The 14,969-nt window shown below is 59.0% G+C and carries 14 protein-coding genes, 3 tRNA genes and 1 pseudogene; 9 read left to right on the plus strand and 9 right to left on the minus strand.

Translation table 11 applies throughout. The features are described from left to right. Window positions 1-124 (minus strand): GTP-binding protein (locus IB244_RS09915; protein WP_003578655.1); only part of this gene is annotated, 124 nt, incomplete at its 3' end. A gap of 266 nt (window positions 125-390) precedes the next feature. On the opposite strand from IB244_RS09915, the gene IB244_RS09920 reads away from it, so the two are divergent. Next, the gene (locus IB244_RS09920; RefSeq protein ID WP_192241828.1) at window positions 391-900 is read left to right on the plus strand and encodes a hypothetical protein; all 510 of its coding nucleotides are present in this window, start codon (window positions 391-393) and stop codon (window positions 898-900) included. 63 nt (window positions 901-963) lie between these two features. On the opposite strand, the gene IB244_RS09925 is transcribed toward IB244_RS09920, so the two are convergent. Both IB244_RS09925 and IB244_RS09930 read right to left on the minus strand, forming a co-directional pair. Further along, window positions 964-1,037 (minus strand) — tRNA-Gly (locus tag IB244_RS09925). 26 nt (window positions 1,038-1,063) lie between these two features. Next, window positions 1,064-1,148: transfer RNA gene (locus IB244_RS09930), tRNA-Tyr, on the minus strand. 206 nt (window positions 1,149-1,354) lie between these two features. Between IB244_RS09930 and rlmB the strand changes: the two genes are divergently transcribed. From rlmB to IB244_RS09945, 3 genes are all read left to right on the plus strand, one after another. Then, a complete protein-coding gene (gene rlmB / locus IB244_RS09935) occupies window positions 1,355-2,245 on the plus strand; it encodes a 23S rRNA (guanosine(2251)-2'-O)-methyltransferase RlmB (protein ID WP_018859847.1) in 891 nt (296 codons plus the stop codon). Window positions 2,246-2,411: 166 nt separating this feature from the next. Next, a complete protein-coding gene (locus IB244_RS09940) occupies window positions 2,412-2,567 on the plus strand; it encodes a hypothetical protein (protein WP_018859846.1) in 156 nt (51 codons plus the stop codon). 325 nt (window positions 2,568-2,892) lie between these two features. Further along, window positions 2,893-2,968, plus strand: a tRNA-Thr gene (locus IB244_RS09945). 69 nt (window positions 2,969-3,037) lie between these two features. Here the strand turns inward: IB244_RS09945 and ilvD are convergent. Together ilvD and IB244_RS09955 are read right to left on the minus strand one after the other, a co-directional pair. Continuing rightward, on the minus strand, window positions 3,038-4,711 hold the full coding sequence (ilvD, locus tag IB244_RS09950) for a dihydroxy-acid dehydratase (RefSeq protein ID WP_192304098.1): 1,674 nt from the start codon (window positions 4,709-4,711) through the stop codon (window positions 3,038-3,040). Between the two features lie 236 nt (window positions 4,712-4,947). Beyond that, a pseudogene (locus tag IB244_RS09955) lies at window positions 4,948-5,043 on the minus strand (recombinase family protein); the annotation flags it as partial. A 70-nt stretch (window positions 5,044-5,113) separates the two neighbouring features. Here IB244_RS09955 and IB244_RS09960 point away from each other — a divergent pair. Beyond that, window positions 5,114-5,911: a lytic transglycosylase domain-containing protein gene (locus IB244_RS09960; protein ID WP_192241826.1), complete on the plus strand. Its 798-nt coding sequence runs from the start codon at window positions 5,114-5,116 to the stop codon at window positions 5,909-5,911. Window positions 5,912-6,134: 223 nt separating this feature from the next. Here the strand turns inward: IB244_RS09960 and IB244_RS09965 are convergent, their stop codons facing one another. Next, window positions 6,135-6,587, minus strand: coding sequence for a pyridoxamine 5'-phosphate oxidase family protein (locus tag IB244_RS09965; protein ID WP_029792832.1), 453 nt, complete (start codon window positions 6,585-6,587; stop codon window positions 6,135-6,137). Between the two features lie 397 nt (window positions 6,588-6,984). Between IB244_RS09965 and IB244_RS09970 the strand changes: the two genes are divergently transcribed. The 4 genes from IB244_RS09970 (at window position 6,985) to IB244_RS09985 (ending at window position 9,583) form a co-directional block, all read left to right on the plus strand. Continuing rightward, window positions 6,985-7,503, plus strand: coding sequence for an Hsp20/alpha crystallin family protein (locus tag IB244_RS09970; protein WP_029792831.1), 519 nt, complete (start codon window positions 6,985-6,987; stop codon window positions 7,501-7,503). A gap of 95 nt (window positions 7,504-7,598) precedes the next feature. Further along, window positions 7,599-7,892, plus strand: a complete 294-nt coding sequence (locus IB244_RS09975) for a hypothetical protein (RefSeq protein WP_018859840.1) — start codon at window positions 7,599-7,601, stop codon at window positions 7,890-7,892. 398 nt (window positions 7,893-8,290) lie between these two features. After that, window positions 8,291-9,064, plus strand: coding sequence for an NAD kinase (locus IB244_RS09980; protein ID WP_018859839.1), 774 nt, complete (start codon window positions 8,291-8,293; stop codon window positions 9,062-9,064). Window positions 9,065-9,067: 3 nt separating this feature from the next. After that, entirely contained in the window at window positions 9,068-9,583 is a 516-nt protein-coding gene (locus IB244_RS09985; RefSeq protein ID WP_025661208.1) for a hypothetical protein, read from the plus strand. 98 nt (window positions 9,584-9,681) lie between these two features. Here the strand turns inward: IB244_RS09985 and prfB are convergent. The 3 genes from prfB to IB244_RS10000 all read right to left on the minus strand — a co-directional run bounded on the left by prfB (window position 9,682) and on the right by IB244_RS10000 (window position 14,757). Next, a protein-coding gene (gene prfB, locus IB244_RS09990; RefSeq protein WP_100248113.1) for a peptide chain release factor 2 occupies window positions 9,682-10,813 on the minus strand; the annotation gives its coding sequence in 2 pieces (ribosomal slippage) (window positions 9,682-10,743 and window positions 10,745-10,813; 1,131 coding nt in all). Window positions 10,814-10,913: 100 nt separating this feature from the next. After that, the gene (locus IB244_RS09995) at window positions 10,914-13,361 is read right to left on the minus strand and encodes a penicillin-binding protein 1A (protein WP_018859836.1); all 2,448 of its coding nucleotides are present in this window, start codon (window positions 13,359-13,361) and stop codon (window positions 10,914-10,916) included. 241 nt (window positions 13,362-13,602) lie between these two features. Next, window positions 13,603-14,757 (minus strand): N-acetylmuramoyl-L-alanine amidase, encoded by a 1,155-nt coding sequence (locus IB244_RS10000; protein ID WP_312867218.1) that lies wholly within the window; start codon window positions 14,755-14,757, stop codon window positions 13,603-13,605. Window positions 14,758-14,969: the final 212 nt, after the last annotated feature.

Consider the following 14,969-nt stretch of genomic DNA (forward strand, 5'->3'; position numbering starts at 1 on the left):
ACGCCTTGAACTCGCCGAAGTACTTCGTGATCGCTGCCGTCAGAGACGTCTTGCCGTGGTCAACGTGGCCGATCGTGCCGATGTTAACGTGCGGCTTGTTGCGCTCAAACTTACTCTTTGCCATTTGAATGCTTCCTGTGAACGAAATGGATGACCCCGGCGAACCGGTTTAGTGCCGCCGTTTAAGGCTTTCGGGGAAATTGCGCAAGACCTATTTGCGGACCGTATTCCTAGCCTGCGGGCGCATATGGGAAGGAAGCGCCCGATCGGCAATATCCACCGGAGATGGCAGCGAAGATATATTCGCGAAGAACGGGCGCGACGGCGCCAAGGATATGATAGTACATCGTTTGCAGCCCTTACGCGGAAGCACTGCTCGGAGACACCGCAATGGAACCAAAGGAAATTGCAAAACGATCCGCAGGCAACTTTCTGATCTTTGCCGCTTGCGCATTCATATTGTGGGTTCTTGCCGCTGCGATCGACTGGGTCGCGCAGCTTGCACGCCTCTCCTCGCCCGAGCGGCTCCCGGCTCTGGCGACATCGATCGTCAGCTCTTCGACGCTGCAAGCGATCGTCGCAATATGGCTGCTCACAGCGGCATTTGCCATCGCCTTCCCAAAGATGCTGACGCCACTTTCGGCCACCACGACGCTGATGTTCGACGTGGGATACGGTATTCTCGGCGCCCTCACCGGCTTCGGCATCGCGATCGGTCTCTTCGGTGGCGGCTGGTCGATCCTGTTGCGCGCCGTGATCTACAGCGCCCTCATCGCCATCGGCTTCGTTGCTGTCCGCATATGGCTGTCGAGAGAGGATCTCAGCACCAACACCCAAAAGCGATGGACGATCGCCGGCATCATCGCGCTGGCCTCGCCTTTCGTGCTGCTCTGGGGCTAGAGGTACGCATAGCGACCCGGCTCGCGCAAAGCGTTACAGCAACAACAGGACACTGCGAAAATTTGGAGCGGGTAGCGGGAATCGAACCCGCGTATTCAGCTTGGAAGGCTGCTGCTCTACCATTGAGCTATACCCGCGGGGTGGTATCCGATCCAATGACGAATGGTGGAGAGAGTTGGATTTGAACCAACGTAGGCTGAGCCAACGGATTTACAGTCCGTCCCCTTTAACCACTCGGGCATCTCTCCAGTCTTTTCGTCCGGATCGTGAGACCAAGCTCGTCAGACTTTCGAAGCGTTGCCGCCCCTCGGTCTGCGCCGCGTATATGACCGGACGATTTACGCATGTCAACACGATGACGACGGAAAAAATGTGAAAAATTTCATCGACCGTGGAAAGCCGGGGTCCTGAAAGAAATCCTATGCGGAAAGAAGCACGCTCGCTATAAAGCCGCATGAGCAAAGACAAGAAAACCGGTGGCAAGCCCACTGACGAAAAATCCGCCAAGGACACGCATTACGCAACCCTGCGCCGCGCGCATCGTGATAGCAAACGCGAACGCGGTGAGATTCCGACACCGCCGCCACAGAAGCGCCGGCGCGGTGCCGAGGACTGGAAGCCTCCTGCACTCGCGCCCGAGCAGGTCTATCTCTACGGCCTTCATACGGTTCGTGCCGCGCTTGACAACAAGGAGCGCCGGAACGTCAAGTTGTCGGTGACCCAGAACGCGCTTGCGCGTCTGGAGATCGCTGCCGACGCGCTCGGCATTCCGGTCGAAATCGTCGCTCCGCACGATATCGACAAGGTCCTCGGCCCGGATGCCATCCATCAGGGTGTCATGCTGGAAACGCGCCCCCTGCCCGTCCGCCGGCTGGAAGCACTGAAGGACAGCCCACTGCTTCTCGTGCTCGACCAGGTAACCGATCCGCACAATGTCGGCGCCATCATGCGTTCCGCCGTGGCCTTCAATGCAGGTGCCGTCATTACCACACAGCGCCACAGCCCGACCGAATCAGGCGTGCTGGCGAAATCAGCCTCAGGTGCACTGGAACTCATCCCCTATATCCAGATCACGAATCTTGCCGACGCTCTTGGAGAACTGCACAAGCTCGGCTTCTTCACGATCGGCCTCGATTCGGAAGGACCGGCGCCACTCGAGGGCACATTCTCGGGTGACAAGGTGGCGCTCGTGCTGGGTTCCGAAGGTAAGGGGCTACGCCAGAAGACGCGCGAAACTGTCAGCGCGCTTGCCAGGCTAGACATGCCGGGTGCGATCAAGTCACTCAATGTATCTAATGCTGCGGCGATCGCTCTTTATGCGGCGAGGCAGCATTTGAAAATTTGATGGAGTTGGGGGATCGCGGCGAAAGGCGCGATCTTGCTCTTCCATATGCGGGATGATAGCAGCGCCGCAAAGCAACTAGGAAGCCAGCAAACTGCTGCTCGTCTCGGTTTTGACTCTGCTCTTTTCCATGCTGCCCCGCATTCGAACAGGAGGAACATATTTCCATATGGCCATCCGCTCCCTCGTCATCGGCACTCTGTTCGTCGGCGTATTTGTTGCCATCATTCTCAGCATCGTCTGGATCGACAAGTCGCAGCCGATTCACGAACTCGCTCCGCTGGCGCCCGCCCCTGAACGCCCTATTCCAGCACCCGTACAGTAGATCGTGTAGCTATCATCAGGGGAACCGACGGTCGGCCCCGCGCGTTGGCTTCGCACGATTTAGGAGAGAAATGTGCGGGTAATGATCGCTATTATCGTTTTCATGGTTGCTTCGGTGCTGAGCATTGCAATCATGTCGCCGTTGGGTGCCGGAGAGACCGGTGACGCCTTGCAAACGAGCGTGCGGCAGACTGCGCCTCGGAACTAGCAAAGTCGGGTCTGCGGCGTTCGCAACGCAAACTCCGATGCAAGGTCGGACGAACGAAATCACGATCGCGCGGATTTCTTCTTTACAGGACGGCAGAATCTGGTACTTGGCAGGCATCGCCCTTGTAGCTCAGTTGGTAGAGCACCTGATTTGTAATCAGGGGGTCGCGGGTTCGAACCCTGCCGGGGGCACCACTAATTTTGCACGAAATCAGTGACTTGATAACTAATTCGCCTCAGTTGGCGCGTTTTTTTCATGTGACCTCAACCCGTCACGGCTCCCTCGTTCGCTGGTCGGACCAAGGCCGCAAACTTGGCGAGGACGCCGTGCCTGTAGCGCGGCGGAGGCTGGCTCCAAAGGCTTCGGCGTCTCGCAATCTCTTCATCTGGGACGTCGAGCTGCAGAAGTAGCTGATGGGCGTCGATGGTGATTTGGTCGCCGTCCTTGACAAGTGCGATTGCCCCCCCCTCGAAGGCTTCGGGCGTGACATGCCCGACCACCATACCCCATGTGCCGCCGGAGAACCGCCCATCTGTGATGAGACCGACGCTCTCTCCAAGGCCACGTCCGATGATAGCGGAGGTCGGGGCAAGCATTTCCGGCATTCCCGGACCACCCTTCGGCCCGAGGTAACGCAGGACCAGAATGTCGCCGGCCTTGATTTTGTCCGAGAGAATAGCATCCATTGCGGATTGCTCGTCTTCGAAGACGCGCGCCGGGCCAGCAATCACCGGGCTCTTGAGCCCGCTGATCTTTGCCACCGCCCCACCCTCTGCCAGATTGCCTGTGAGTATGGCGAGATGTCCCTCGCGATACAGTGGCGCTGAGAGCGACCGGATAACGTCCTGGTCCGCACGAGGCTCGTCGGGCACGGCCGAGAGTTCGTCAGCGATCGTCTTGCCGGTGATCGTGAGACAATCGCCGTGCAGAAGGCCCGCATTCAACAGTAGCTTTAGGACTTGAGGAATGCCGCCGGCAGCGTGGAGATCAACAGCCATATAACGGCCGGATGGCTTGAGATCGCAGATTACTGGTACCCTACGGCGTATCCGCTCGAAATCCTCCAGCGTCCATTCCACCTCGGCCGCATGCGCAATGGCGAGATAGTGCAGCACCGCATTCGTTGAACCTCCAGTGGCCATGATGAGCGCCACGGCATTTTCAATCGACTTCCGCGTGACGATGTCGCGTGGTCGAATGCCGGCCTTCACCGCTTCCACCAAAACGCGCGCGGACTCGACCGTGCTATCGATCTTTTCTCGGTCGGGATTGGCCATGTTGGAGGAGTAGAGCAGCGACATGCCGACCGCCTCGAAGGACGAACTCATGGTGTTCGCGGTGTACATGCCGCCGCAAGAGCCGGTCGTCGGGCAGGCATTGCGCTCAATGCCCTCGAAATCCTCAGCGCTCATCTTTCCGGCCATGTAAGCGCCGACGGCCTCGAACGCGGACACGATGGAGAGGCTCTCGCCCTTCCATCGACCCGGCTTGATGGTGCCGCCATAGACATAGACGGCCGGAACGTTAGCGCGGAGAATGCCGATCATACCGCCCGGCATGTTCTTGTCGCACCCGCCGAGCACTAGAACGCCATCCATCCATTGGCCCTGCACCGAGGTCTCCACACAATCGGCGATAACCTCGCGCGAGACGAGAGAATATTTCATGCCCTCCGTTCCCATGGCCATGCCGTCCGAGATGGTAGGCGTGCCGAATATCTGCGGATTGGCTCCGGCCGCCTTGATGGCGGCTATCGCCGCGTCGGCAAGCGGCTGGAGGCCGGCATTACATGGCGTGATCGTCGAGTGCCCGTTGGCGATGCCGATCATCGGCTTGTCGAAGTCCCCTTTGGTATAGCCCAACGCATAGTACATCGCGCGATTGGGCGAGCGAGCAATGCCTTGGGTGATATGCCGTGAACGGTCGTTGTGAGCCATAAGCGCCTCCCGCTAGCCAAACGGAACCATACTCTATTGGAAACCAAATACGCTGTGAAATATGCTTTTTGCCTCCAACTAAGTCGCCGCACATATCAAAGAATGCCGATGGAACTGAGACAGATCTGCCAAATTTGTCGCCGTCGACGAGAAGCTGCAATTTCCTCGGCGTCTTGGACTCGGTCAACAACCGCCGGTCTTCCGCTTCGCCAGAGTCGCCATCAGGTCCGCGTTCATCGCGCCAGGCGGTCCAGTTTCGTCACTAGCACCGTATCGCCCTCACGTGCATAGTAGAGGCACCTTCTCAGTTCCTTTCGCTTCCCGGTCAAGCCGGTTTCGTAAGTGAACGAGTGACGTCATGCGGCCGGATGCATGATGGTTCAGACCCACGAGGAGAGCGACATGGCATTCTTTGCTAAGGGAGTTTTGCTTGCTGCGGCGGGCGCCATCGCCTTCTGCCTTCTGGCGTGCGTTGCGCAGGCGGCATCGTGCGGCAAAAGCGCTGCCGGGTTTGAACAGTGGAAAGTAGAGTTTGCCGAGACGGCAAAGGCTGCAGGCGTCAAGGGGAAGGGTCTTGCAGCGCTTGCCGGTGCGAAATACGCCGTAGGAACCATTCAGGCCGACCGCTCCGTCAACAAGGCTTTCAGCGGCTCGGTCGCCGACTTTATGAGACGACGCGGTGGGTCCGCGATTATTTCCAAGGGCCGTTCGCTTAAGACGGCGAATGCAGCGCTCTTCGACAGCATCGAGCGCAACTACGGCGTGCCCGCCGGCGTGCTTCTCGCCATCTGGGGTATGGAGACCAACTTCGGCGCCTCTATGGGCAACCAGAACACAGTTTCGGCAATCGTCACGCTCGCGTACGATTGTCGCCGCCCGCAATTCTTCGCGCCCCATGCTATCGCGGCGCTCAAGCTAGTCGACAGCGGCGTGCTGAGTGCCGGCTCGGTCGGCGCCATGCACGGCGAGATCGGCCACACAGGGTTCCTGCCTGGGAATGTCCTGAAATACGGCGTCGGAAACAGGAACATGCGCGACAAGAGCACGGCGCTGATGTCCACGGCCAACTTCCTCAGGGCGCACGGCTGGGGCGCCGGCGGGGACTATCAGGGCAATATCGGCGCCATCGCCGGCTGGAACTCCGCGAGTGTGTATCAGCAGGCGATCGCCCGCATCGGCGAGGCGATCGACGGCGGTTAGATCCTGCCTCCAGTTACAAAGCCGCCATGCGCCGAGTCAGAATGTTATTTGCGTGGAAGGGGTGCGGAGGACGAGAATGCTCGGTGTGTGGCTAATCTCTCAGGCTACCAGCGACTCGGTTGGGCTCGTGTAATGGGCACGTGATCGCCGATACAGTCGATTGGCTTCCTCCGTCAAAGGGTGCGCAGACATTGCGGAAACCTCGAGGGCCGAGGCGTTGTCACTAAAGGGCCACGACCCGACCGGAGACATCGTCCGTGTAGATGCAGTAGAATAGGTGGGCAGATGCAGACGCAGTCGGTAGTTCGCGAGGCTCAAGCGAGCCGATCTCCCACCAGTCCAAGTGTCTCTGCAAAAGTGACCACGCGTGCAGGCGCTCCTCGTGCCAGACATCATCGTCCGGCAGTTCCTGGAAGTGGCCGTTCAGCACGACGCTCCTCCATCCGCCCTTCCCCCACTGCTCCTCCACCTGGAGACAGACTCTTGGATTCAGCCGCATCCACTCCACTTTTCGTCCTGGCATCGAAAAACTGTAGGCTACTCGTGATTGGAACGCAAAGTAGATTGGGACCACGTACGGCCGGCCTTCGTTACTGCAAGCCAGATGACCAAAATGCGCCCGTTCCAGCATTTCCAAGCATTCTACATGGCTCATACTCCTGAGTGTCGTTGACATGTCTGTCTCTCCCATTCCTCCGAGGAATACTCGACGGGCCGCAAAACGAGGACACCGCTTACATAAATCATCCTCCTTTTTTGCTGGATCTGCATTGTGCTGGATCAATTTCCAATCCTGAAACGTGTACGGATAGGGCAGAGGATATCGCTCGGCGCACTGCAAAACGGATGGTACCGAAACGCGTCTTCGACCGATGTTCTAAATGTGCGTTCTCCGGCGGACGGTTCGACCGATACTGCGTTAGACTGAGTCCGCGCGCCAATTAATTTCCTGTGTTCTTGACATTGATCAAAGTCACTTGCCCACCCGCGTGCTTTAATGACTGCGCTCGATGTCGAGCGAAACGCAATGATTAGATCCGGCTTCCGGACCTCTTGGCCAACAGGAGATGATCATGCCCGATATGTTCCCCATTAAGAAAGAACAGAAGACCACGACGCCGGCTCCCGGCGGGATGTGGTCTCCATTCGACTCACTTCGTACCGAAATCGACCGGCTGTTCGACGACTTCGGCCCTTCCTCATGGCGTCCGCTCTCAGGTCAGCTCCTCGGACGCACGACTTCTGCTGCCGACTGGGTCGTGTCTCCCGCGGTGGATGTCGTCGAGAAAGACAACGCATTCGAGATCACCGCGGAAGTTCCCGGCCTCGACGAGAGCAACATAGACATCAGGCTTTCGAACGGCGTGCTGACCATTCGGGGCGAAAAGACGGAGGAAAAGGAATCGAAGGACGAGGCCTACCACCTTTCGGAGCGCCGATACGGCTCCTTCCAGCGCTCGTTTCGGCTTCCTGACTACATCGAGGCAGATAAGATCGCCGCCGCTTTCGCGAAAGGCGTCCTGAAGGTCACGCTTCCAAAGGCTGCCAACACCGGGACGAACGACCGCAAGATCGAGGTCAAAGCCACATAGCCTTGGAGCGTGCGAAGGGGCGGCTGTCGACCCTGGGCGGCCCCTCTGGCGTATTTCTTCATCGTTTCGTCGATCAAGGCCATGGGAGGTTTGTCATGCTGTCGCCCGATAGAGATTTCAAACCCGGCGGTGAGCGTTTTGCCATTCCAACGCAGGGAGAAGTCGAAGGCAAGCTGCTGGTTTCAGAGATCGTAGCAGTGGCTTGTCTCCAGGAGCTCATGAAGCTCAAGAATACTGCCGCGATTGCAAGGGTTCACCGACGCGTCCTGCACGAACTCAAGGAGAAATGCCAAGTCCTGAAGTTATGTGTCACCGACGAAAGAGCCGTCGTCGAATATGCGGAGCAGGTGTTAAAGTGCGCTGTGGCAGAAGCAGGCGGCTGTCGCTAACGCCTCCAGATACGAGCCTCGATACATGCGTGGCACGCTACCGCAAAGAAGGGCGGTTATAGACGCCAACTTGGCATTGGAGCACGTTTCAAAACGTTCTGTATCCATTGTCACTACGAATGCCTCGGCAAGCCTGCGCGTACGGTCTCGCTATCGACGGAGAGTACGCAGTGCCGCCCCACGCCAGGATTGACGCCATCTGCCTTGTCGACGAAAGATGATCCGAGGCTTGCCCGGCTCGAGTTCCGGGCCTTCCACAGCATACGCCTGAAATCGAGCAGCGAAGAATTGACGATGGCTCCAGCCGGCGCTGCAGATGCACTTGACAAAATCGGCTTTTATTGGCGCCTAGACGCCAAGACTATGTTATCGTTCGTTGAATACGTAAAAGGAATTATATGGGCCGTTCGTTTCAGACGCTTTCCTTCCTTGCCTCCTCGGCGACAGAGGCGCTGGCGGCTCGGGAAGAGTTGATAGGCATTTATGGTGACGTGCCCCCTGAAGAGGCCGACGTGATCGTCGCCCTCGGCGGCGACGGTTTCATGCTGCAGACGCTGCATGGCACGATGAACTCGGGCAAGCTGGTCTACGGCATGAATCGCGGCTCCATCGGCTTCCTCATGAACGACTATCGAACGGAAGATCTGCAGGATCGAATCTGCACAGCAGTCGAAAATGCCTTTCACCCTTTGCAGATGACAACGGCGAATTCCGACGGCACGAATTCGACAGCACTTGCCATCAACGAAGTCTCGCTGTTCCGGCAATCCTATCAAGCCGCCAAACTGCGGGTCGAAGTGGACGGTGTCGTGCGACTCGACGAGCTTATCTGCGACGGCCTGATGGTGGCCACGCCCGCGGGTTCGACGGCCTATAACCTCTCCGCGCATGGACCGATCCTGCCGCTTGACGCCCCTCTGTTGGCGATGACTCCGGTCAGCGCGTTCCGGCCGCGGCGCTGGCGCGGCGCCCTGCTGCCCAACAAGGTGACGGTCGATATACACATACTCGAGGCGGAGAAGCGGCCGGTCAACGCGGTCGCTGACAACACGGAAGTGAAATCGGTGCTGCATATTCGCATCGCGCAATCGGAACTTACGACCGCGCGCATTCTCTCCGATCCCGATCGATCATGGTCCGATCGTATTCTTGCGGAGCAGTTCGAGGACTGAGACATGAGCTTGCGACGAACGACGCTTTGTACCTTGCTGCTAGCCGCGTCCACCCTCTGCGCGCGAGGCGTTGAGGCAGAAGACGCGATCCTACCGGCTTCAGTCATCTTCGCGACCAGCACCGGTTACTGGGAAGACGACGGTGCGGCGCCGGCCATTCAACGATCACCTTCGGCGCCCCAAACTGCGGCTGCCGTTCCCGCTCCCGCAAAACCGCGCCACGGCTACTACAAGCTGTTTGCCGTCAGGCAGGCGGACCGCACCGCCAAGATATATTTGCAGCAAATCGAGCAGAGCGACGCTGAGCCGTCCATCACCTCGACGGTGGAGTTGCAGGAACTCAGCGATCTGAAGCCGTATGTCACCGACATCAGGCCCGAAAACTCCTCCGGCATGCTCAAGGAGCCCGGCCTTTTTGCAATGGTCTACCTGAAGACCGATCCGGATGCGGAATCGGAGACTTGGACTGTCGTCATCGACGAATTTGGTGAGGTTACCGTCGGCAAAGCCAGCAACTAGTCGAAGCCGTTGATTTGTCGCTGGAGAACTTCCGGTTTTCCCGCTTGAATCGAAAAGGCCCCGTTCGGGGCCTTCTCTATGTTCATACGTTTGAGCGGTTACTCGACGTCGTCGACGACAGCGTCCGGCTTGCCGCTGATGCGGTGAGCGAGAGCGGCTTCCATGAACTCGTTGAGCTCGCCATCCAGCACGTCGCCCGGCGCCGTGCTCGCCACGCCCGTCCGCAGGTCCTTGACCAGCTGGTAGGGCTGCAGCACGTAGGAGCGAATCTGGTGACCCCAGCCGATGTCGGTCTTCGAGGCTGCCTCGGCGTTCGCCGCTTCTTCGCGCTTCTTCAACTCGGCTTCGTACATACGAGCACGCAGCATGTCCCAAGCCTTGGCCCGGTTCTTGTGCTGCGAGCGTTCCTGCTGGCAGGAAACCACGATGCCGGTCGGGATATGCGTGATGCGCACGGCCGAGTCGGTCGTGTTGATGTGCTGACCGCCCGCTCCCGAGGCGCGGTAGGTGTCGATGCGGCAGTCGCTCTCGTTGACCTCGATGTTGATCGAGTCGTCGACCACGGGATAGACCCAGATCGAGGAGAACGAGGTGTGGCGCCGCGCGTTGCTGTCGTAGGGCGAAATACGCACCAGGCGATGCACGCCCGACTCCGTCTTCAGCCAGCCATAGGCGTTGTGGCCTTTGACCAGCAGGGTTGCCGACTTGATGCCTGCTTCTTCACCATCGTGCACTTCAAGAAGCTCTACCTTGAAGCGCTGACGCTCCGCCCAGCGGGTATACATGCGCAGCAGCATGTTGGCCCAGTCCTGGCTTTCCGTTCCGCCTGCGCCGGAGTGGACTTCGAGATAGGTATCGTTGCTGTCGGCCTCGCCCGATAGCATCGCCTCCACCTGGCGGCGGGCGGCTTCAGCCTTCAGGCTCTTGAGCGCGTCTTCGGCGTCCTTGACGACACTCTCGTCGCCCTCTTCCTCGCCCATCTCGATCAGTTCGACGTTGTCGTTGAGCTGCTGCTCGAGCTGCTTCACGCCGTTGATGCCGTCATCTAGCTGCTGACGCTCGCGCATCAGCTTCTGTGCTTCCGAAGCATCGTTCCAGAGGGTCGGATCCTCTGCCTTGTTGTTCAACCAGTCCAGTCGTCTTATCGCCTGGTCCCAGTCAAAGATGCCTCCTCAGCAGGGTGATAGCCTGCTTGGTTTCATCGACTACGTTCTGGATTTCCGCTCGCATTTTCCTGCTTCTTCGCGTTGCTTGAAAAGTTGCCCGTCAAATAATTGTGGCGGCTGCGGATGTAAAGGGCCGCAACCGCCACAACGGGTCAGGGAAAAGGTTAGTAGAGGCCGCCGGCGCCGGACTGGACGGCCTGGTTGGCCTGCGGCGACGTCCGCAGAATTTCTTCGGGCGCCATCGCATTGTCCATGCCGATAACAGAGAGGCTGTCGGCAGGACCGGTACCTGGCTTGAAGGCCTCGATAATCGTGTTCGGGTCGCCCTGAACCGCAGCCATGCCGGTCTTGCGGTCGATCGGAATGAGGTTCATGCCCGCCGGAATGACAAACTTAGATTCCGGCATGTCCTTCACAGCAACCTGCATAAACTCGTTAAAGATCGGCGCAGAAAGCGAGCCGCCTGTGCCGCCGCGTCCAAGCGTCGACGGCGAGTCGAAGCCGATGTAAAGGCCGGCGACAAGATCTGGCGTGAAGCCGACGAACCACGCATCTTTTTCATCGTTGGTCGTACCCGTCTTGCCAGCAACGTCACGCCCGCCGAGATCGACCTTGCCGGCGGCCGTGCCGCGCTGGATGACCCCCTGCAGCATCGAGGTGATCTGGTAGGAGGTCATCGGGTCGAGAACGGTTTCGCGATTGTCGACGACGTTGGGCTCGTCCTGGTTATGCCAGTCGCTCGCATTGCAGCCCTCGCAGACGCGCTCCTCGTGCTTGAAGATCGTACGGCCATAGCGGTCCTGGATCCGGTCAACCAGGGTCGGCTTGATCTGCTTGCCGCCATTGGCGATGACCGAATAAGCCGATACCATGCGCAAGACCGTGGTTTCGCCGGAACCGAGCGACATGGCGAGAACCGGCATCATGTGATCGTAGATCCCGAAGCGTTCTGCATATTCGGCGACGACATTCATGCCGAGATCGTTGGCAAGGCGCACCGTCATGCGGTTGCGCGAGTGCTCGATCGCGAAGCGAAGCGTGTTGGCGCCACCACCCTCGCCTTCATAGTTATCCGGTGCCCATACCTGGCCATTGCCCGTCTGGATCGACAGCGGATCGTCGCTGACAACCGACGCCGGCGTATATCCATTGTCCATGGCCGCCGCATAGACGAACGGCTTGAAGGACGAACCCGGCTGGCGCATCGCCTGGGTCGCACGGTTGAATTCCGACTGCGCGTAGGAGAAGCCGCCGACCATCGCAAGCACGCGACCGGTCTTCGGGTCCATCGCGACGAGACCGCCTTCGACCTTCGGCGGCTGGCGAAGCCGGTAGGACTTGGAACCTTCGTCCCCCAACCGCTCGACGTAGACGACATCCCCGGCTGACAGAACGCCGTCGGGCGACTTTGCTGTCTTCCGGCCGGAAGCCGAGCGATATGCCCACTGCATATTCTTGGCCTCGATGGCTCCACGCTCGCGCTCGGAAGGGATCTTGCCCGCGCCATCCTTCGGGGGCTGCAGCCCGATGTCGACGCCGTCGGCCGATACGGCCAGCACGACAGCCAGTCGCCATTCTGGCACGTCCGTCAAAGCCGGAATATCGGCCAGCGCCTTGCCCCAGTCAGCAGCCGTGTCGATCTGCTTGATCGGACCGTGGAAGCCACGACGCTCATCGTAGTTGGTCAGACCATCCTGAAGGGCCTTGCGCGCAAAGACCTGCAACGCGGGGTCAAAAGAGGTACGAACGGACAATCCGCCTTCGTACAGCATCTTCTCGCCGTACTGGTCGATCAACTGACGGCGGACCGCCTCGGCGAAATAGCCGGATGCAAAAAGCGAGGGCCCGCTGCTGCGACCGGTGACACCGAGCGGCTGTTTCTTGGCCTCGGCACCATCGGACTGACTGACATAGCCATTCTCGACCATGCGATCGATGACCCAATTGCGGCGGGTGATCGCTGCTTCGGGATGGCGGAAGGGATGATAGTTGGCGGGACCCTTCGGCAGGGAGGCAAGATAGGCAGCGTCGGCGACCGTCAGTTCGTTCACCGACTTGTTGAAATAGGTGAGCGAGGCGCTCGCGATACCGTAGGAATTCAGGCCGAAGAAGATCTCGTTCAGGTACAGCTCAAGGATCTTGTCCTTGCTGTAGGCTTGTTCGATACGGAAGGAAAGGATCGCTTCCTTCGCCTTGCGCTCCATCGTCTGTTCGCTGGAAAGCAGGAAGTTCTTGGCAACCTGCTGCGTGATCGTCGAACCGCCCTGCGTCGGACCGCCGGTCAGATAAGCAACCAGTGCGCGCGCAAAGCCGGTAACATCGATGCCGGGGTGCTGATAAAAGTTCTTGTCTTCAGCAGACAGGAAGGCCGCCTTGACGCGGTCGGGAACAGCCTGGATCGGCAGGAAAAGTCTGCGTTCCTTTGCATACTCCGCCATTAGCGCACCGTTGCCTGCATGAACGCGGGTCGTCACCGGCGGCTCGTAGCTGTTCAGCACTGCGTAGTCCGGAAGGTCCTTCGTGACGGTTGCCAAGTAAACGGCAACAACAGCCGCCACGCCCAAGAACAGGACGCAAGCCACTCCGAAGAAATATCCAAGAAGTCTAATCATATTTAAGCTACCGGTATCTCAATCATCGATCAGCGCGATATAACAATCGCAGGATCGGGGCATCTTGCATGTTGGGCGACTTACTCCATGAGCGTTTTCGCCACAAGCCGATTCCGTTTCATCTATGGAAACACAAGGCTGAGTAACGGCGTGAATGTGAGTAAAATAGGGCCTTGAAGCGCTATTCCCACATTGCGATCGTGTTACACCAGAAAGTGTCACATCTGCGCCACGGCTGCAATCAGCCCCCATTTGCAACCATCGCCGTGCGGTAGTGCTTGACGGCCTCCGTCAGCAGGTCGGCCATCCTTCCCCGCCATCCGTCATCAAGCAGGAGCTTTTCGTCGTCCTTGTTGGAAAGGAAGCCCAGTTCCAACAGGATAGACGGCACATCCGGTGCCTGCAGAACGCGGAAGCCCGCATGGCGGTGTGGATTGTTGATCGTCCCTACCTGATCCTTGAAGGATGTAAGCACGCTTTCAGCAAGCGAAATAGAAAAAGCCTGCGTTTCGCGGCGCGTCAGGTCGAGCAGAATATCGGCGACTTCGGGAGGCTCAGCCACGGTCTCCTTGCCGGCAATCTGGTCGGAGAGGTTTTCGCGGTCGGCGAGATCGGCGGCGAGCTTGTCGGAGGCCCTGTCGGAAATCGTGTAGACTGTCGCGCCGCGAATATCCTTTTGCTTCAGGGTGTCCGCATGCATCGAAATGAAGAGGCCCGCATGGTTCTGGCGGGCAATCTCCACACGCTCGGAGAGCGACAGGAACGAGTCATCCTTTCGCGTCAGGAACGCCTTGATGCCGGACTCGCGGTTGAGGCGATCGGCGAGCGCCTTGGCGAAGGCGAGCGTTACGTCCTTCTCCTGCGTCTTGGTATCGACGCCGATCGCACCCGTGTCGATCCCGCCGTGACCAGCATCGACAGCGATGATGAAATCTCCATCAGCCGGTTTCTCCGGCGCAGGAATGGCGCTCGTCGTCTGTTGGGACGAAGGATCGCTCCAGGACTGGGCCTTGACCAGTTCGGCAAACTTCTCGTTGTCCGTCATTGCCGCATCCAGGACGAGACGGTGCCCCTTGCCGTCCTCATCTTCCTGGACCTTGGCGACTTCCATCTTCACCGGCTTCTTGGCGGTCAGCACGATACGGGCGCTGTCCTCGTCCATCTTGCCGTAGCGTATGTCCTTGAAGAGACCCCTCGCCGCGAGATCCGCAGCTGGGAAGCCGAAGGCTGTCGCAGGCAGGTCGACGACGATGCGTTCGGGATTGGCGATATAGTGGACGGAAAAATCGGGAGCCCGATCGAAGTCGATGACAATGCGCGTACGTGCATCGTCGCCGATGATTCGGGCGCTATAAGCGAGCAAGGGGTCGGCCTTCGCTGCTTCGTCTGCTCGCACCTCAGGAAGAAATGCAAAAGCCGTCGCGGCCGCGGCAACGGCCACCACGCCGGTAAACCTTATTTTCCGCCATCCGGATATCACCGTCGCGGGTCGTACCCTCTTAAACAATCGACCGCCACACCTTAAATATCATTCCGATCAACTTCTCCCGGCAAACGCGAGATCGCCGGTATCAGCGAGGTTCGCGGCCACGGAGCCGAATCGGCGCC

Source organism: Rhizobium sp. RHZ02 (genome assembly GCF_014851575.1).
In the GTDB taxonomy this organism is placed as follows: Bacteria; Pseudomonadota; Alphaproteobacteria; order Rhizobiales; family Rhizobiaceae; genus Rhizobium; species Rhizobium altiplani.